The organism is Actinospineispora spinosispora DSM 44797 (assembly GCF_000429025.1).
Taxonomy (GTDB): Bacteria; Actinomycetota; Actinomycetes; order Mycobacteriales; family Pseudonocardiaceae; genus Pseudonocardia; species Pseudonocardia spinosispora.
This window is the reverse complement of record NZ_KE386838.1, coordinates 203,486-220,766: the sequence shown is the minus strand read 5'-3', so window position 1 is coordinate 220,766 and position 17,281 is coordinate 203,486. Positions and strand designations below refer to the sequence as shown.

The following is a 17,281-nucleotide window of genomic DNA, read 5'->3' as shown; positions in this document are numbered from 1 at the left end:
CGCGAGTCTGGAGAAGGAGTTCCGGCGAAGGCCGGCGTACTGGATGTCCGCAACCAGGCTCTCAAGCCGGGCGGCGGCTCTCAAGGGAACAACAAGCGCGCGCCCGGCGACGAAGGAGCTTGTTTTTCTGGGAGTACCCCAGCGAGCGCTTGCGCGAGCCGGGGTGGTCACGGAAAAACTCCGCGCGGAACAGGCCTAGAGGATATCGGCTAGCGCGGTGATCGAGTCGGCCACGTGGTCCAGTTTGTCGTCCGGGCCCGGCTCTGGGGCTGATCCGTCGGGACCCCACTCATGGGGCCGACGGATGTAGGCGGTGCGGAGGCCGGCGGCGCGGGCGGCCATGAGGTCGTCCAGGTGGGCGGCCACCATCATCACTTCGCCCGGCTCCAGGCCCAGGAAGGCAGGCGCGGACAGGTAGGTCGCCGGGTCCGGTTTGTAGGCGCGGACCAGCTCCGCGGACAGCACGAGGTCCCACGGCAGGCCGGCTCGCTTGGCCATGTCGACCAGCAGCGCGACATGGCCGTTGGACAGCGGCGAGATGGTGAACCGCTGCTTGAGCCGGGTCAGGCCGGCGACCGAGTCGGGCCACGGGTCGAGCCGGTGCCATGCCCCCACCAGGAAGGTTCGTTCGTCCTCGCTCAGCTGCGGGAGCAGTTCGTCCAGCGAGGCGCGGTGCAGGCCGTCGAGGTTGGTCCAGGGCAGCTCACCGGAGCGGACGCGGTCCATCGACGGCCGGTACGCACCGCGCCACCTGTCGGCGAAGGCCGGCCAGTCGATGTCCGGACGGGACAGCGACTCGCCGTCCCGGATCACCCCGCCCCGCCAGTCGACCACGGTGCCGAATACGTCGAAGATCAGTGCGCGCACAGTCACCGCTCGATCCTGCCTGCTTCCACCTGACCGGGCGAGGTGAGCTTTCCGATCAGTGACAGTTCCACCGTGGAGCGCGGCGCCCGCGCGGCGGCGGGGCTACGTTCGTGGCATGCGAGTAGTGATTGCCGGCGGACACGGGAAGATCGCGCTGCGGCTGGAGCGTCTGCTCGCCGCGCGTGGTGACGAGGTCATCGGGCTGGTGCGCAACCCGGACCATGTCGCGGACGTGACGGACACCGGCGCGAGCGCGGAGGTACTCGACCTGGAGTCCGGTTCGTCCGACGACCTGGTCACGGCCCTGGAAGGCGCGGACGCGGTGGTCTTCGCGGCCGGTGCGGGACCGGGCAGCGGCGCGGAACGCAAGGACACCGTCGACCGGGCGGCGGCGGTGCTGCTGGCCGACGCGGCCGTTGCCGCCGGGGTGCCGCGCTACATCCTGATCTCGTCGCCCGGGGTGGACACACCGCCCGCGCCGGGCACCGACGAGGTGTGGGCCGCGTACCTGGTGGCGAAGAAGGCCGCCGAGGTGGAGGTCGCGCAGCGGTCGATCGCGCTGACCGTGCTGCGGCCCGGTCCGCTCACCGACGACGAGGGCACCGGCCGGGTCGCGCTCGCGCCGCCCGGTCTGGACTACGACCCGGTGCCCAGGCAGGACGTCGCGGCCGTGCTGGCCGCGCTGCTGACCGACCAGCGATCCGACGGACTCGTGCTGGACCTGATGGCCGGCGACACACCGATCGACGACGCAGTCGACGGAGCCCTGTCATGAGCGACTACGACGTCATCGTGATCGGCGGCGGCCCGGTCGGGGAGAACGTCGCCGACTACGCGGTGCGCGGCGGGCTGACCGCGGCGATCGTGGAGTCCGAGCTGGTCGGCGGCGAATGCTCCTACTGGGCGTGCATGCCGTCCAAGGCGTTGCTGCGCACCGGTCACGCGGTCGCCGCCGCCCGCCGCCTGCCGGGTGTCACCGCGACCTACGACCCGGCCGCCGTGCTGACCCGCCGGGACGAGATCGCGGCGCACTGGCACGACGACGGCCAGGTCCGCTGGGCCGAGGGCGCCGGGATCACGGTGCTGCGCGGCGTCGGCCGGGTGGCCGGGGAACGCACCGTGTCCGTCACCTCGGCCGACGGGACCGTGACGACCGTGACCGCCGAGCACGCGGTGGCCGTGTGCACCGGCAGCGTGCCGACGAGCCCGCCGATCCCCGGTCTGGACAGCATCCGGCCCTGGTACTCGCGGGATGCGACGTCGGCGCACGAGGTCCCGGGCAGCCTCGCCGTCCTCGGCGGCGGTGTCGTCGGGGTCGAGATGGCGCAGGCCTGGGCGCGGCTGGGTGCGAAGGTCACGATGCTGGTGCGGGACCCTCGGCTGCTGCCGAACCAGGAGCCGATCGCCAGTGAGCTGATCGTCGACGGACTGCGCGCGGACGGTGTGGACGTGCGGCTGGAAGCCGGTCTGGACTCCGTCGAGCCGGACGGCGACGGCGTGGTGCTGTCGGTGGGCGGTGAGAAGCTGCGGGTGGACAAGTTCCTGATCGCCACCGGACGGCGGCCCAACACTAGTGACGTGGGGCTCGCCTCGGTCGGGCTCGACGAGAAGGGGCCGCTGACCGTCGACGACTCCGGCCGGGTTGCGGGCCACGACTGGCTGTACGGCGCGGGTGACGTCACCGGGCGCGCACCGCTGACGCACCAGGGCAAGTACGAGGCGCGGATCGCCGCCGCGGCGATCGTGGCGCGCGCGAAGGGGCAGACCGCCGAACCGGAGCCGTGGAGCGAGTACGCCGCCACGGCCGACCACCACGCGGTGCCGCAGGTCGTGTTCACCGATCCCGAGCTGGCGTTCGTCGGACGCACCGAGGCACAGGCCACGCAGGAGGGCTTCGCAGTTCGGACGGTCGACCTGGACATCTCGACCGCGGGCAGCTACCTGCACGCCGAGAACTACACCGGCAAGGCGCGCATGGTCGTCGACACCGAGCGGGACGTGCTGCTCGGTGTCACGTTCGTCGGCCCGGACGTCGCGGAACTGCTGCACGCCGCGACGATCGCGGTCGTCGGCGAGGTGCCGCTGTCCCGGCTGTGGCACGCGGTGCCCGCCTATCCGACGATCAGCGAGATCTGGCTGCGGCTGCTGGAGACCTACCGGAGCGGCTGATCGAGCGCTGGCAGCGGCTGGGAGGCCTACCGCACACCCGTGAGTGTTGCGGCCGCCCATAGGCGGCCGCAACACTCACGGGTGTGCTTGATCGCAGTCGGATTCTGTTGGATGGGACGAGCCTCGGCTGTGCCGACGTGGCTCGGGTGGCGCGGCGCAGCGCGTCGGTGGAGCTGAGCTCGGACGCGGTGGAGCGGGCCGAGAAGGCGTACCTGCTCGCCGGTGAGATGGGTGCGAAGCGAGCCGTCTACGGGCGGACCACCGGTGTCGGCGCGAACCGGCACGCGGTGGTCGACCCGGAGTCCATCGACCAGCACGGGTTGCGGTTGCTGCGCAGCCACGCGGGCGGCAGCGGCGATCCGTTCCCGGACTCGACGGTCCGCGCCACGCTGCTGATCCGGCTGAACCAGCTCGCCGCCGCGGGCAGCGGCGTGCACCCGCGTTTACTGCTCGCGCTGGAGACGGCGCTGCGGGTCGGCGCCGTGCCGCACGTGCACTCCCGGGGCGCGATCGGTACCGGTGACCTGAGTGCGCTCGCCGAGATCGCGCTGACCATCGCCGGGCAACAGCCGTGGAGCGTCGGCTGGCTCGACCCGGTCCCGATCAGTCCCGGCGACGCGCTCGCGTTCATCTCCAGCAACGCCGCGACGCTCGCCGAGGCGACCCTGGCCTGGCACGAGCTGAGCAGGCTGCTGCGCGCCAGCATCGTGATCACCGCGCTGTCCTACTCCGCGCTCGGCGGTTCACCGGAGGCGTTCGCCGAGGTGGTGCACGCGGCGCGGCCGCATCCGGGCACGGTGCGTTGCGCCGCCGAGATTCGCCGGATCCTCATGCCGGACGGCGACCCGCCGCCGGGCCGTCGGCTGCAGGACCCATTCGGGCTGCGCGCGTTTCCGCAGGTCCACGGCCCGGCACTGGATGCCGTCGATGCGTTGGAACGCGTACTGACGATCGACCTCAACGCGGCCGCCGAGAACCCGCTGATCGACATCGGCACCGAACGGGTCTATCACCACGGCCAGTTCTCCACCGCCTACGTCGCGCTCGCGCTGGACAGCCTGCGCGCGGCGCTGCACCACGTCGCGGAGCTGGCGACGGCCCGGCTGAGCAACCTCGTCGAGCCGGAGCTGACCGGGTTGAGCCCGTTCCTCGCGTCCGGACCGGTCGGCAGCTCGGGGATCATGATCCTGGAGTACGTGGCGCACGACGCACTCGGTCAGCTACGGCATGCCGCATCGCCGGTGACGCTGGGCACGGCGGTCATCTCCCGGGGGCTGGAGGACCACGCGAGCTTCTCGACGCAGGCCGCGCGCAGCACGGCGGCCGCCGCGAAGGCCTACCGGACGGTGCTGGCCTGCGAGCTGCTGGGCGCGGTGCGTGCGCTGCGCCTCGCCGGTACGGAGCTGCCGGACGCGCCGGTCGCGCAGGCGTTGCGCCGCGCGACGACGCTGCTGCCGATGATTGAGGAGGACCATCCGCTGAGTGCGGAGATCGCGCGGGCCGAGCAGGTCGTCGACGAGTTCGCCGACTACTAGCGGCTACTTGTCCATACAAGTGGTTGACTGGTGGGGTGCGTGTTGACCGTGTGGTTTTGTTCCGTTTGGCAACCAATGATCGTGTCGAACAGGTGGCACGAGTCCTTCCCGGGGGAGAGCAGGCGGCGTGGCGGGCGGCGTCCCGGTACGTGGCGGGGCGGAACAGGCAGGACGCGTTGCGCGCGGCGGCCGACGTGCTGGCGCGGGGCCACGGGGTGAGCATCGACCTGTTCGGCGAGCGGGTCAGCGACAGCGCGCAGGCGGCGAGGGCCGGTCGGGACTATCTCGCGCTGGTCGAGGCGTTGCCGGAGGCGCCGGCGGACGTGTGGTTGTCGGTCGACCTGTCGCATTTCGCGGTGTCGGTCGACCCGGCCGGCGCCGCGGATCTGCTCGCCGAAGTGGCGAAGGCGCTGCCCGCCGGGCGGCGGATCCAGATCGGCGCCGAGGAGGCCGACCTCACCGATGCCGTGCTCGGGTGCGCGCTCGAGGTGGCCGGGCGTGGCCTTGCCGACCGGCTCGGTGTGACGGTCCAGGCGAACCTGATGCGCTCGCCCGGTGACATCGCGCGGCTGACCGGCACCGGGGTGCACGTCCGGCTGGTCAAGGGGGCCTACCTGGAGCGCGCCGGTTCCTACCGGTACGGGGAGCCGACCGACATCGCCTACCTGCGGCTGGCGCACCAGCTGGCCGAGGCCGACGTCCCCTGGTCGATGTCGACCCACGACGGCACGCTGCGCGAGGCGGTCCTGCTCGCTCACCCGACCGTGCCGGTGGAGCACCTCCTCGGCGTCCGCCCCGAGGTACTGGACGAGCTGTGCCGAAGAGGCGTCCCCACGAGGGTCTACCTCCCGTACGGCCCCGACTGGTTCCGCTACTGGATGCGCCGCGTCGCGGAGTCTCGAGGCGCCTGACGAATCCCTCGACTCGCCCTGACGAATCCCGCGACTCGCCGGCGGGTGCGCGCGCCCACCTCCCGCGAGTCGGGGTTCTGGGCACACTGAGTTGCGGGTTTCGGCACATCGGCGTGTGTTGTGGTGCCCGACTCGGTGTGCTGAGAGCCCCGACTCGCGGTGCTGTGGTGCCCGACTCGCGGTGCTGGGGTGCCCGACTCGCGGGGTGGGGGCCTAGGCGAAGGTCTGGCGGAGTTCGCCGATTCCTGTCACGTAGCTGACCAGCTCGTCGCCTGGCTGCAGCCAGCGCTGCGGCGTGCGGCCAAGACCCACACCGGCCGGGGTGCCGGTGAAGATCACGTCGCCTGGGAAGAGTGGCATGACGGCGCTGAGGCCGGCGATGACCTGGGGCACCGGGAAGATCAGCTGGCTGGTGCGGGCGTGCTGCACGGTCTCGCCGTCGATGGCGCAGCCGAGTTCCAGGTCGTCGGGGTCGGCGAACTCGTCCGGGGTGACCAGCCACGGGCCCATCGGGGCGAACCCGGGGAACGACTTGCCGACGCTGAACTGCGCAGCGGGTCCGGCGGTCTGCCGGATCCGCTCGGACAGGTCCTGGCCGACGGTGAGCCCGGCGACGTGGCCCCAGGCGTCCTCGGCGGAGACCTTCTCGGCGCGCCGGCCGATGATCACGACCAGCTCGACCTCCCAGTCGGTGTGCCCGCCGGGCGGCAGGTTCACCGTGCTGATCGGGCCGGAGATCGCGCTGCGGAACTTCGTGAACACCGGCGGGAACGAGTCCGGGATGCCGAGTTTCGACTCGGCCGCGTGGTCGGAGTAGTTCAGCCCGATGCCGAACAGCTGCGCGGGCGCGGGAGCAGGTGCGCCGAGCGCGGCCACGTCAAAGGACTGCGCCGCGCTCAGGTCAGCACCGCGTGCCCAGTCCAGGAACTCCGTCCAATCCTGGTAGACGCCCTGCGGGTCGGCGCCGAAGCGGCCACCGCTCGCCTTCTCGACGTCCACCGCGCCCTGCTCACTGAACAGCGTCAACCGGCCGGACAGATTCCCGATGCGCACAAAAGCTCCCTGACAGCTCGTGAGTGTTGAGTATGGCTATAGCCATACTCAACACTCACGAGCTGTTCGCTGCTACTCGTCCCGGTCAGTCGTCGCTGCCTCGGCCCATGCGCAGCGCGAACGCCGCACCCGCCGCCACCAGCAGCACCCCGCCGAGGATCCACGGCCAGGCCGGGATGCCGCCGGACTCGGAGTCCTGGCTGTCGGCGGAATCGCCCTCAGGCTGGGCCGCCGCGGCCGGAACGCCCTTGCCGGTGCCGGCCTGGGTCAGGGTGAAGCTGATCGACCCGCTGACCGGGTGCCCGTCATCGGACACGATCCGGTAGCCGACGGTGTACTTGCCCGCCGCGCCGAGCGGGTTGACCGGCGCGCTCACACTGTTGCCGTCGACCTGCGAAGGCCCGCCCTCGTAGTGCAGCCCGTCCGGACCGAGCACGGTGACCGTGCTGAACGACTGCTGCACCGGCAGGTCGAACTTCAACGTCACCTTCGCCGGCCCGGCCGCCACGCTCGACCCGTTCACCGGATCGCTGTTGACCAGCACGTTGTGTGCCCACGCGGTTCCGGTACCGATCAGCAGTCCGATGACGGCGACCGACCAGATCAGAAGCTGCCGTCTCACTTGGTGGCACCCGAGCGACGGTTGCGCGCGACCGAGCCGATCCCCAGACCGAGGCCGAGCGCACCGAGCACCAGACCGATGCCGCCGAGCCAGCGAGCGGTGTTGTCGGTCCCCTCGGAGGCCTCGTCGTGGCCCGCGTCCGAGCTGGTGGACGTCGCCGAACCGTGCGCGGCGGCGGACATGTCACCGTGGCTGTGCCCACCGTGCGCGCCACCGGCGGGCGGAACGAGCTTCAGGGTCGGCGCCGGGTGCTCCGGCTCGTCGGCACCGTCGGCCTGGACCTGGTCCCAGTTGACGACCGTGCCGTCGTCGTAGGTCTGTTGGGCGGGCATGACGAGCTTGTCGGTGTTGTCCGGCAGCGCGCCGAGGGACACCTCGAAGTCGGCGAACTCGGTCGGGCCGAGCCGGGTGCCGGGCTGCGCGGTCCAGGTGATGGTGCGGACCGCCTCGGTGATCTTCGTTCCGTGCGACTCGATCGGCGGGTTGATCGGGCCCTTCGTGACCTCGGCGGTCCAGCCCGGCAGCGGCGCCGTCCGGACGGACGCGATCGGATGGTCGGCGGGCAGTGTGACCTGCAGCTTCACCGTCCCGGCCGTGGGCAGCTCGGACGGCACCCGGAACGCGACCTTCGCGTAGCTGCCCTGCTCGGCGGTGCCGGGCTGGGCGGTGACGTGGGCGGAGGCGATGCCGGTTCCGGCGAGGGTGAGCGCGGCGGCCGCGGCGACGGTCGCGGCGGCGCGCACGAGGGCGCGACGGGTCGAGCGGGAGGTACTCATGGGGGGGTTCCTGTTCGGGACGAGGGCGCGCGGGAGGACCGCGCGAGAGGGGAGCGGCGCGAGCGCCGGTGGAGGTTTCAGGCGTGCACGACGGCGCGCGGTGGCCCTCGGCGCCGGTGGAACCGTCGCCCGAGCATTCCGCTCGGCCGGTCCTCCACGGGCGCATCGGGCAGTGCGGCCCGGCGCGGCGGCTGCGCGGCGGGCTGCCCGACCGGGATCAGTGCCACTCCGCTGACCAGCGCGGACGCGACGACGAAGACGGCGGACTCGGCGCCGGTCAGTATCGCGGCGGTGATCACCGTGGCCAGCGCGTGCGCGCAGAACATCGCCAGCGGCCGGCCGGTCGAGTGGTGCATCCCGGTGCCGAGCACCTGCAGCAACTCGTGCAGCGCCAGCTGCGATCCGCCGACCAGGGCGAGGATGGCGACGGGGCCACGTCTGCGGTCGGCGAGGCTGGTGAGGAACCCGGCGAGCAGCAGACCGAGAACGACGAGAAGGCCGAGGTTCGGTCGTGCGCCATCGGCGCTGACGTGCCCGGCGAACGAGAGAAGCGTGCACACGAACGCCGCTGTCAGACCACGAGCCACCCGAGGGGCTCCCTGATCCGGCGATGCGTTCACCCTCGGCAGCCTAGAGTGTCCACCTCGACTTGCTGTAGTGAGTCTCTTAACACCAGCTCACGGACGCGAATTCACACCAAGAAGCTCAAGAAGCTGAGGCTCGATCGCGTCCAGCTCGACCGCGACGGCCCGGTGCGCGGCCCGGCGACGCTCGGTGGGCATCTGCTCGGCGGCGTGCACGGCGGCCGACAGGTCGATCAGCCGGGGCTCGGTCGCGGTGATGAAGTTGGTGACCTGCAGCGCCCGGTCCCCGGTGACGCCGAGTGCCTGCAGCTGGGCCAGGGTCTGTGCGATGCCGGCGATCCGGGCGTGCAGCGCACCGCCCTTGCCGCTGAAGTTCTGCAGCTCACCGGGGGCGACACCCAGCCGGCGGGCCTTGCGTTCGTCCCATGCGCCGCGCGCCACCGCCGCCGCGCGCATCGCCACCGGGATGAGTACCGGCGCCAGCACCTTGCCCACCGCGATGGCCCGCTTGGCGTTGCTGGGCGTCACGAGCTGGCGAGGAACGTCGCCCGAGGTCTTCCGCAGCTTCATGCCGGGCACTCTAGTGCCCGACGATCACATCAGCTCGCACAGACCGACTACACGCCGCACAGAGGCTCCAGCCTCTGTGCGGCGTGTGGGCGCTCTGTGCGAGCTGCTCGGTCACGGACGGCCGAGGGAACTGATCAGGTCGACGAGCTCTGAGTCGTAGAGCTTCGCGGGGGTTGTCGTGAGGTTGCGCAGGTGGCCGTAGACCTCCAGGGTCACCAGGCCGTGCATGCGGCCCCAGACCCGGATGGCCAGGCCCACGGCGTCGGGGGGCAGCTCCGGGTGGTTCTCGCGGACGAGAGCCACCAGGCCGGGGTCGAAGTCCGACCAGCGGTACCGGCCGGTCGGTTGCACGGTCGACGCGTCGGCCCAGGTCGCGGCGACCAGCTGGGTCAGCATCGCACAGACCCGGTGCGCCGCGACCGTGATCGGACCGTCCTTCGGCTGCTCGTACCCGGGCACCGGGTCGCCGTACAGCAGCTGGAACTCCTCGGGGTTGCCGACCGCCCACGCCCGGTAGGCGAGACCGACGGCGACCAGCCTGCCCCATGGATCCTCGACCGGGACGGACCGGCGGGCCGCCTCCTCACGATCGGCGAGACGGTTGTACACGTCGGTGGCCAGCGCGGTGATCAGTGCGTCGCGCGTGTCGAAGTAACCGTAGATCGCGCCCGCGGTCATGCCCATGTCGCGGGCGATGGCGCGCAGCGAGATGGCCGAGGGTCCGGCTGCGGCCATCTGCCGGGTGGCGATGTCCTTGATCTCCCGGACCGTCTGCTGCCGGAGGCGCTGTCGCCGGCTCGCGATCTGGTCGGTCATCCCGGCAGGGTATCCGGGAATCAATCGCCGGCCCGGCGCGTATGACTACACGGCGTGTAGTTACTGAACACTGTGGAGGACATGATGCGTATCGGAGTCATCGGCGCGAGCGGCAACATCGGCCAACGCGTCGTCACCGAGGCCGTCCAACGCGGCCACCAGGTCACCGCGTTCACCCGTCCCACATCGGCGCTGCCGGACAGCACCGAGAACGTGCGGTGGCACCCGGTCGACGTGCTCGACACTCAGGACCTCACGGCGTCGATCGGTGGCCTGGACGTCCTGATCAGCGGTTACCAGCCGGGCAACGCGGCCACCGACCTCGGCGACACCCTCCGGCGCTCGATCAGCGACCCGACGGTCTACGTGACGGCGGCGAACGCCCTGCTGAAAGCCATGGAGAGCTATCCGGCACTGCGGCTGATCGTGATCGGCGGCGCGGGCAGCCTGGAGATCCGGCCGGGCGTCACCGGCATCGACTCCCCGGAAGAACTGCGGCAGGGCCTCGTCGCGCTGGGGCTGCCCGAGGAGTACGAGGCCGCGGTGCGCGGGCACCGCGACGCGCTGAACACCTACCGCCTGTCGAACCGGCTCTGGACCTACGCGAGCCCGGCGCTGCGCATCGAACCGGGAACCCGCACCGGACGGTTCCGTCTAGGCGGTGACCAGGTGATCGTCGACGCGAACGGGGAGAGCAGCATCTCCTACGAGGACTTCGCGGTCGCGCTGCTCGACGAGGCCGAGCTGCCCAGGTACGTCCAGCGCAGGTTCACCGTCGGCTACTGAGTCAGAGGTCCAGCAGCCAGTCGGCGTTCCCTCGGGGGACAGCAGTCGGCGCGCCTGGTCGAGCGTTTCGGACGGGAGGAAATCTCGCCAGGCGATGCCCGGCGCGGGGTCGGTGTCTGCGGCGTTGAGCATGATCTCGAGGGCTTGGGCGAGGCCGTCGACATGTCCCTCGTAGCGGGGCGGTAGGTAAGGGAGCGTCTGGTGCGCGCGGGCGGCCGTGACGCACAGGGCGTAGCGGATGGTGGGGGCGGCCTGCTGGTAGAGGGGTCTGCGCCGGTCGAGGGGATCCTCGACGGCGTTCACGAGCCGGCAGTCCTTCCCGATCACGAGCTTGCTCGCCCGGGTGATCGCGACGCTGAGCGCGAGGTTCGGGTAGCTGTACGGACGCGGATCCTCTGTGGGTCTACGACCCAGAAGGGTGACCGTTCCATTCGACCTGTGTAGGTAGACAGCCAAGTCCACGTAGACTTCCCCCTGAGATACAATATATCGTATCTATGTAATTTATCATGAGAAGGTACACATGGCGACTGCGGCACCTCATGTAGCTCCGATCCGCTGGCTGGTCGGCACCGAGCTGATCCGGGCCAGGAAGGAAGCGCGGCTCTCGGTGGCCAAGGCCGCCGCGCTGACCGGGATCAACAGCCCGAAGATCGGGCACATGGAGAACGGCCGGCAGCAGCAGACCGAGGAGGACATCACGACGTTGCTGTCTGCCTACGGCGCCGACGCGCGCAGCATCGGCCGATTGATCGAGCTGTCGGCCCGAGTCGAAGAGGCGAACTGGTGGAAACCGTGGTCGGACGTGGTCGATACCTGGTTCTCGTCGTTCGTGGGGCTGGAGCGGGTGGCGGATCGGGAATTCGCCTACGAGCGCGATGCTGTGCCCGGCCTGCTGCAGACGCCGGAGTACGCCACCGCACTCACTGAGAGGTCGATGCTGGTCAGAGCTGATCGAGTCCAGCGAGTCGTGGACTTTCGCATGGCCCGCGCGGAGAGACTGACGGAAGCGGGTAGACCGCTTCGGTTGCACACGGTGATCACCTCATGGGCACTGGAGGTCGCCATCGGCACCCGGGAGGTTCGGCGCGCTCAGCTGGAACATCTGATCCGAATGGCCGACCTGCCCAACGTGACGATCCAGATACTCCGGCCGGAGGACGGGATTCCGGCCGTCCACATAGGCAAGTTCACGCTGCTCAGCTTCAATGCGACGAGCCAGCTCTGCTACATCCAGCTCTTGGATGATGCCCTCTACTACTACGATGAACAGCGGCTCCGGACGTACCAGCACGGCGTCAGCGACCTTGAACGCGTCGCGGCCAGCCCGGAGCGCTCGGTGGAGCTGATCCGCAAGATGTTGTAGGAGGTGTCCAGGTGGCGGAGCCACGCTGGCGGACCAGCAGCTACAGCACTCACAACGGTGAGTGCGTCGAGGTGGCTGCGCTGGGGGACGACATCGTGGGCATCCGGGACACCAAGAACCGTGCGGCCGGGACTCTCGTGGTCACCCAGGCTGCGATGAGTGCTCTGATCGTCTCGCTGAGAGGGTCAGAGGTCGCCACCCTCGTCGACTAGCCGGGCCACCTCGCGCTGGATCAGGCCCAGCCGGGCTTCCTTGACCAGGGGGATTTCGCGGCGACGGCGGCGCACCTCGGCCAGGTCGACCTCGGCGGTCGACACGTGTTCGGTGACCAAGGGTGCTTCGGCGAGCACGTCGCCCCACGGGTCGATGATGTGCGAACCGCCCCAGAACCGCAGGCCGTCCTCGACGCCGACCCGGTTGACGAACACCACGTACAGCTCGTACATACGCCCGTAGAACCGGGTGATGCCGTGCCAGTAGCCCGCCGAGTCGTAGCGGCGCGGGAAGTTCGACTGGGCGCTCGCGGTGGGCACGAGCAGTACGCGGGCGCCGTCCTGGGTGGCGATGAACGCGAGCTGCGGCTGCCAGGCGTCGTTGCAGATGAGCGTCGCCATGCGGCCGTACTCGGTGTCGAAGGCGCGCAGCGACGGGCCGGGCGTGAAGTGTTTGCGTTCCTCGTAGGTACGGTAGGTCGGCAGGTACAGCTTGCGGTGCAGGTGCACCAGCTCACCGTCCTGGTAGTAACCCGAGCTGTTGTAGGTGTGCACCCCCTTGCCGGTCTCGACGAAACTCAGCAGCACACCGGCCTTGCCCGCCGCCTTGGACAGCCGGATGAGCCGCTCGTCGTCGGGCGTGATGGACAGGTCCTGGTCGACCCCGCCGATCGCGTAGCCGCTGATGTGCAGCTCGGGGAAGACGATCAGGTCGGTGCCCTGCGCGACCGCCTCGGCGATCACCCGTTCAGCGTGTTCCACGTTCGCGTCGATGTCGCCCAGCTGCACGTCGACCTGGGCCATGGTGATTCGCACCGGCACACGGTATCGGCTACGTCACTCCGGTCCGGCGCCCGAGCGCCACCAGGCGAGCAGCGCCCCACGATCCGGGCTGAACGCCATGACCCGGATGTCGGTGCGCTCGTCGGTCCAGGCCAGTGCGAACGTTGCGGCGTCGGCGACGGTCGGGCCGCACTGCAGCGTGCCGGTGGAGCCGTTCGGGCGGGTGTAGCGGGCCGAACCGAAGAACCCGGGTGGGTCGCTGAGACAGTCCGGCCCGCCGCTGGGGCCGCCGGCGGCGAGTAGCTCGTTGTGGTCGGCGTACTGGTAGTAGAAGACCGAGCCGCCGCGCAGGGTGGACACGAGACAGGCCGCCCCGACGACCCGTGCGCCCTTGACGTTCAGGCCAACCTGCTTCTCCGTCGGTCGGGTGCAGATGCTCGGCGAACCTGCCGGGATGTGGTCGAGGAGCTGGCGTTCCTGGGCGGTCGGGAACTGCGACCGCTGGTTGAGCGAGCCCACCAGCGGGGCCACGCGGGGGCTCGAGGCATGGCTGAGCCAGTTGACGAGTGCCGTCCGATCCGGACCGGAGGCGATGCCCATGAGCATGAGCGAGTCGATGCTCATGGTGAGCGTGGGTGCGCCGGGCCCCGGTCGGCAGGCGAGCCGGCCGAACGGAACGGACAGGACGTAGGTGACGGAGTCACCCAGGAACGTGGGTTCCTTGGGGTCGCTGCAGTCGACGCCGTCGTGGCCGCCTGCCTTCTCGACGTCCGAGCGGTAGGCGCGGTCCAGGTGCTCGGAGTCGGAGAACCGCAGGTAGCGGACCGTGCTCGCTCCGGTCCCGAGTGGTGTGCAGTCGACCGAGGCGACCGCGCCGTCCACCGCGTCGATCGCGCCGGCCGGGGCGCGGCGGCAGTCGGTCTCGACCAGCAGCGCCATCAGGTCCTTCTCCTGCGCGGCGGGGAAGGCCGGGATCTCGACCCAACGGGCCCAGGCCTGGTACAGCGCGAGCGCGTCGCCGTCGGACCTGGTGGCGGTCGACACCGTGCGGTCGGTCCGGTTCAGCCAGACCATGCGGGCGCCGGTGTTGTCCCGCACACACAGCACCCGCCCGGTCGGAGCGCCGACGCCGGGGTAGGAGTGCTCCCAGCCGGGGCTGTTCGAGCAGTCGCCGTCGCCGGTTCGCGCCGAGGGGGTGGCGGCGACCGCCGCGCGGTAACCGGCCTCGGCGTCGGCGGCCGAGTCGTACAGCCCGGCGGTCATGTCCTGACCGTCCGCGCCGTGGCAGCGCAGCTGCCGGTCGGAGCCAGGTGGCAGGCCCTCCGGCCCGGCGAGTGCGCACGCACCGCGGACGGCGGCTGGCATCCGGGTCAGCTCGCCGTCCGTCGGGCCGAACGACGCCACGATGTGCGGCGTCGCGATCACTCCGGCGGCGACCGCGACCACCAGCGCCAACGCGGCGCCGATCACGGTCCGGCGACGCCGGGTGCGCTTCGGGGACGGTGCGGGCGCCTCGGCGGGCAGCGCCGCTCTCGCCGCGTCGACGAGGGCGCGACACGTCGGGTAGCGCGCCGCGTACGCCGCCTGCAGCACGTCGGCGAGCGCGGGCCGGTGCGGCGGGAGGCAGTGCGCGAGCACCGCGCCGAGGCTGCGCTGGTCGTTCGCCGGGCCGACCGGGGTCCCCGGTGGGTACAGCCCGAACCCGGCCAGGCAGACGTGGCCGGTGCGCACGTCGACCAGCGCGTCCTCCGCGCGGAGGTCCCCGTGCACCGCCCCGACCCGGTGAGCGGCGTCCAACGCGTCCGCGACCTGCGTCAACACCGCGAGCTCTGCGGACGGCGACCCGCCGTTCGGGGCGAACGCGACCAGGTCGGCGCCGTCCGGTACCTGCGCCGACAACATGCCCGGCCCGGCCGTACGCAGCGGCAGGATGTGCGGATGGCCGAGCGCGGCGACCGCGTCGCTCGACGCCGGGCTCAGCTCCGGCCCGAACGTGACGAACACCGACCGCTTCCCCGTCTGCCGGTGCTCGGCCAGCACGGTCAGCCGGGTCGGCCCCGCCGCCAGTCGGCGGACCACCCGCTGGTCGGCCGGCAGCTCGCGCACCTCGTCCACACCCATCCCCCTCGACCGAACCGCGACACCTGTGGATCAACGGTAAGCGGTGGACGGCGTCGATGGGTATGAAACGGCGGATCCGCTAGTTGACGTTCGCTGTCCACCAGGCGATCAGCTCGGCCTGCTTCGCGGGGTTCGCCGGGACCGCCGTGGCGGCCAGGACCCCGGTTCGGTCGTCCGACCAGACCAGCACGGACACCTTCGACTCGGTGGTGAAGCAGGTCAGTACACCCGTCGCGCCGCTCGGCTTGCTGTAGCGCGCGGTGCCGAGGAAACCAGGCGGGTTCGTCTCGCAGCTGCGGGCGCCGCCGCTGCCCACATCCTTAGCGAGTCGCTGGGGATCGGCGTACCGGTAGAAGTAGACCGGTGTCGGCGTCTTGTCGTCCCAGCAGGCGACCGCGACGACCTGCGCGTCGAGAACATCGTTGCGGATCTTCTCCTCGGAAGGCCGCACGCAGATCTTCCCGGTGCTCAGCGTCAGTCCGGCGATGATCGCGGCCTCGTCCGGAGTGGGGAACGGCGGCGTCGCCTGCCGGTTGAGCTCGGCGAACAGCACAGCGGGATTCGGCTGGCCCTCGTCCACGAACCATCTGTTCAGCTGGCCCCGGTCGCTCGCGGTGGCGACACCCAGGAGCCGGAGCGGATCCAGCATCCAGACGAATGTCGGCTCGCCAGCGGTCTGGCCGCAGGCGAGCTTGCCCACCTTGGCGGTCCCGCCCTTCCAGTCGTCGTCGCCGACATCGGTCGGCAGCGCACAGGACGAGGCGCCTGCTGATCGATGACCGCCTTCTCCTCCGAGGTCGGGAACTCCGGGATCTGTACCCAACGGGCCCATGCCTGGTACAGGGCGACGGCGTTGCCGTCCGGTCTGGTCGCGGTGGACACCGTGCGGTTGGCCCGGTCCAGCCAGACCACCCGCGCACCGGTGTCGTTGCGCACGCACAACACCCGCCCGGCCGCCGCGCCGACACCGGGGTAGACGTGCTCCCAGCCCGGGCTCGCGGCGCAGTCACCGTCGCCGTTGCGCGCGCCGGGAGTCGCCGCGACCGCGGCGCGGTACCCGGCCTCGGCTTCCGGCTCGGAGTCGTACAACCCGGCGATCAGCTCCTGACCCGCCAGGTCCTTGCACCGCAGCTGACGCGAGGCGTTCGGGACCGGGCCCTTCGGGTCGGTGAGGTCACAGTCGACCCGGACCGTGGCGGGCATCCGGGCCAGCTCGGCGCTGGTGGGACTCCAGTGGGACAGCCCCCAGGCACCGCCCGTCACGGCGACGACCAGCAACAGCACGACCGCCAGTACGGATCCGAGGATCAGCCGGAAGCGTTTCGTATCCCGCGGATCCCGGGGCCGCGCCGGGGCGGCGGCAGGCTGACGCGGGGGCGGCAGCAGGATCGCGGCGGCCGCGTCGATCATGGCCCGGCAGCTCGGGTAGAGCTGCTCCGGATCCTCGGCCACGGCGCGGTCCAGCACCTCGGCCAGCTCAGGTGGCGGCGGTGCGCTCGTCGGCGACAGCCCTTCGACGCACTGGACCAGCAGCGCCCCCAGCTCCTCGACGTCCAGCGTCGCGCCGTCCTCGGCGGACTCGGCGGCGGGCGAGACCCCGAACCCGGACAGGCACGCGTGTCCGGTGCGCAGGTCGATCAGGACGTCCTCGGCACGCAGGTCACCGTGGTAGCACCCGACCCGGCGGGCGGCGTCCAGCGCATCGGCGATCCCGGCCAGCACCGGCAGGAACCCGGCGGGAGGGCTGGCGCCCGGGATGAGCGCGGCCAGCTCGGCGGCGGCCGGAACGCCGGCGACCAGGTGTGTCACCGCATCGTCCCGGGCACGCACCGGCATGACGTGCGGGTGGTTCAGCGCCGCGACGGCATCGGTGTGGCGGCGCAGCCGGTCCCGCTGCTCGACGTGTTCGATCAGCTCCGGCGCCGGCACCACGACGACCACCCGGTCGCCCGACTCGCGGTGCTCGGCCAGGACGGTCCGCCGCATCGGCACCCGGGCCAGCTCCCGGACCGGCACATGGTCCGCCGGGAGCAGCGTCGCCAGATCGTCCATGCCGTCCCTCTCGATCAAACCAGTGCGATAACACTAGATCGACGGGCGCCGCGCAACT

At 71.1% G+C, this 17,281-nt stretch carries 18 protein-coding genes; 7 read left to right on the top strand and 11 right to left on the bottom strand.

What is annotated here, in order from left to right; genetic code table 11:
* Positions 1-195 precede the first annotated feature (195 nt).
* Positions 196-873 (bottom strand): haloacid dehalogenase type II, encoded by a 678-nt coding sequence (locus G406_RS0141700; protein WP_028938495.1) that lies wholly within the window; start codon positions 871-873, stop codon positions 196-198.
* 109 nt (positions 874-982) lie between these two features.
* Between G406_RS0141700 and G406_RS0141695 the strand changes: the two genes are divergently transcribed.
* From G406_RS0141695 to G406_RS0141680, 4 genes are all read left to right on the top strand, one after another.
* Entirely contained in the window at positions 983-1,642 is a 660-nt protein-coding gene (locus G406_RS0141695) for an NAD(P)H-binding protein (RefSeq protein WP_028938494.1), read from the top strand.
* The gene (locus G406_RS0141690) at positions 1,639-3,036 is read left to right on the top strand and encodes a dihydrolipoyl dehydrogenase family protein (RefSeq protein ID WP_028938493.1); all 1,398 of its coding nucleotides are present in this window, start codon (positions 1,639-1,641) and stop codon (positions 3,034-3,036) included. The genes G406_RS0141695 and G406_RS0141690 overlap by 4 nt, the downstream gene beginning before the upstream one ends.
* 83 nt (positions 3,037-3,119) lie before the next feature.
* A complete protein-coding gene (locus G406_RS0141685) occupies positions 3,120-4,571 on the top strand; it encodes an aromatic amino acid ammonia-lyase (protein ID WP_028938492.1) in 1,452 nt (483 codons plus the stop codon).
* A gap of 92 nt (positions 4,572-4,663) precedes the next feature.
* On the top strand, positions 4,664-5,482 hold the full coding sequence (locus G406_RS0141680; RefSeq protein WP_245607416.1) for a proline dehydrogenase family protein: 819 nt from the start codon (positions 4,664-4,666) through the stop codon (positions 5,480-5,482).
* Positions 5,483-5,695: 213 nt separating this feature from the next.
* Here the strand turns inward: G406_RS0141680 and G406_RS0141675 are convergent, their stop codons facing one another.
* From G406_RS0141675 to G406_RS0141650, 6 genes are all read right to left on the bottom strand, one after another.
* Entirely contained in the window at positions 5,696-6,535 is an 840-nt protein-coding gene (locus G406_RS0141675; RefSeq protein ID WP_028938490.1) for a fumarylacetoacetate hydrolase family protein, read from the bottom strand.
* Positions 6,536-6,620: 85 nt separating this feature from the next.
* Positions 6,621-7,157, bottom strand: a complete 537-nt coding sequence (locus G406_RS0141670) for a copper resistance CopC family protein (RefSeq protein ID WP_028938489.1) — start codon at positions 7,155-7,157, stop codon at positions 6,621-6,623.
* On the bottom strand, positions 7,154-7,933 hold the full coding sequence (locus tag G406_RS0141665) for a YcnI family copper-binding membrane protein (protein WP_028938488.1): 780 nt from the start codon (positions 7,931-7,933) through the stop codon (positions 7,154-7,156). The genes G406_RS0141670 and G406_RS0141665 overlap by 4 nt, the downstream gene beginning before the upstream one ends.
* Positions 7,934-8,010: 77 nt before the next feature.
* Positions 8,011-8,520: a hypothetical protein gene (locus tag G406_RS57645; RefSeq protein WP_051343386.1), complete on the bottom strand. Its 510-nt coding sequence runs from the start codon at positions 8,518-8,520 to the stop codon at positions 8,011-8,013.
* Positions 8,521-8,610: 90 nt separating this feature from the next.
* Positions 8,611-9,087 carry a DUF6474 family protein gene (locus tag G406_RS53055; RefSeq protein ID WP_051343385.1) on the bottom strand — a complete coding sequence of 159 codons (477 nt, stop codon included), beginning with the start codon at positions 9,085-9,087 and terminating at the stop codon, positions 8,611-8,613.
* Between the two features lie 111 nt (positions 9,088-9,198).
* Positions 9,199-9,903, bottom strand: coding sequence for a TetR/AcrR family transcriptional regulator (locus G406_RS0141650; protein ID WP_028938487.1), 705 nt, complete (start codon positions 9,901-9,903; stop codon positions 9,199-9,201).
* An 81-nt stretch (positions 9,904-9,984) separates the two neighbouring features.
* On the opposite strand from G406_RS0141650, the gene G406_RS0141645 reads away from it, so the two are divergent.
* From G406_RS0141645 to G406_RS0141635, 3 genes are all read left to right on the top strand, one after another.
* Positions 9,985-10,689 carry an NAD(P)-dependent oxidoreductase gene (locus tag G406_RS0141645; RefSeq protein ID WP_211241423.1) on the top strand — a complete coding sequence of 235 codons (705 nt, stop codon included), beginning with the start codon at positions 9,985-9,987 and terminating at the stop codon, positions 10,687-10,689.
* A 523-nt stretch (positions 10,690-11,212) separates the two neighbouring features.
* Positions 11,213-12,055: a helix-turn-helix domain-containing protein gene (locus G406_RS0141640; RefSeq protein ID WP_028938485.1), complete on the top strand. Its 843-nt coding sequence runs from the start codon at positions 11,213-11,215 to the stop codon at positions 12,053-12,055.
* An 11-nt stretch (positions 12,056-12,066) separates the two neighbouring features.
* On the top strand, positions 12,067-12,267 hold the full coding sequence (locus G406_RS0141635) for a DUF397 domain-containing protein (RefSeq protein ID WP_028938484.1): 201 nt from the start codon (positions 12,067-12,069) through the stop codon (positions 12,265-12,267).
* Here G406_RS0141635 and G406_RS0141630 read toward each other — a convergent pair.
* The 4 genes from G406_RS0141630 to G406_RS0141615 all read right to left on the bottom strand — a co-directional run bounded on the left by G406_RS0141630 (position 12,241) and on the right by G406_RS0141615 (position 17,241).
* Positions 12,241-13,083, bottom strand: coding sequence for a nitrilase-related carbon-nitrogen hydrolase (locus G406_RS0141630; RefSeq protein WP_028938483.1), 843 nt, complete (start codon positions 13,081-13,083; stop codon positions 12,241-12,243). The genes G406_RS0141635 and G406_RS0141630 overlap by 27 nt on opposite strands.
* A 21-nt stretch (positions 13,084-13,104) precedes the next feature.
* Positions 13,105-15,165, bottom strand: a complete 2,061-nt coding sequence (locus G406_RS0141625; RefSeq protein ID WP_156935446.1) for a serine/threonine-protein kinase — start codon at positions 15,163-15,165, stop codon at positions 13,105-13,107.
* 85 nt (positions 15,166-15,250) lie between these two features.
* Entirely contained in the window at positions 15,251-15,820 is a 570-nt protein-coding gene (locus G406_RS0141620; protein ID WP_028938481.1) for a hypothetical protein, read from the bottom strand.
* Positions 15,763-17,241, bottom strand: coding sequence for a hypothetical protein (locus tag G406_RS0141615; protein ID WP_156935445.1), 1,479 nt, complete (start codon positions 17,239-17,241; stop codon positions 15,763-15,765). Before G406_RS0141615 ends, G406_RS0141620 begins: the two co-directional genes overlap by 58 nt.
* Positions 17,242-17,281: the final 40 nt, after the last annotated feature.

Excerpts from the sequence above, each read along its gene's own strand:
- G406_RS0141620 (WP_028938481.1), bottom strand. The coding sequence starts at position 15,820 with ATGCTGGATCCGCTCCGGCTCCTGGGTGTCGCCACCGCGAGCGACCGG.
- G406_RS0141690 (WP_028938493.1), top strand. The coding sequence starts at position 1,639 with ATGAGCGACTACGACGTCATCGTGATCGGCGGCGGCCCGGTCGGGGAG.
- G406_RS0141640 (WP_028938485.1), top strand. The coding sequence starts at position 11,213 with ATGGCGACTGCGGCACCTCATGTAGCTCCGATCCGCTGGCTGGTCGGC.
- G406_RS0141645 (WP_211241423.1), top strand. The coding sequence starts at position 9,985 with ATGATGCGTATCGGAGTCATCGGCGCGAGCGGCAACATCGGCCAACGC.
- G406_RS53055 (WP_051343385.1), bottom strand. The coding sequence starts at position 9,087 with ATGAAGCTGCGGAAGACCTCGGGCGACGTTCCTCGCCAGCTCGTGACG.
- G406_RS0141695 (WP_028938494.1), top strand. The coding sequence starts at position 983 with ATGCGAGTAGTGATTGCCGGCGGACACGGGAAGATCGCGCTGCGGCTG.
- G406_RS0141665 (WP_028938488.1), bottom strand. The coding sequence starts at position 7,933 with ATGAGTACCTCCCGCTCGACCCGTCGCGCCCTCGTGCGCGCCGCCGCG.
- G406_RS0141650 (WP_028938487.1), bottom strand. The coding sequence starts at position 9,903 with ATGACCGACCAGATCGCGAGCCGGCGACAGCGCCTCCGGCAGCAGACG.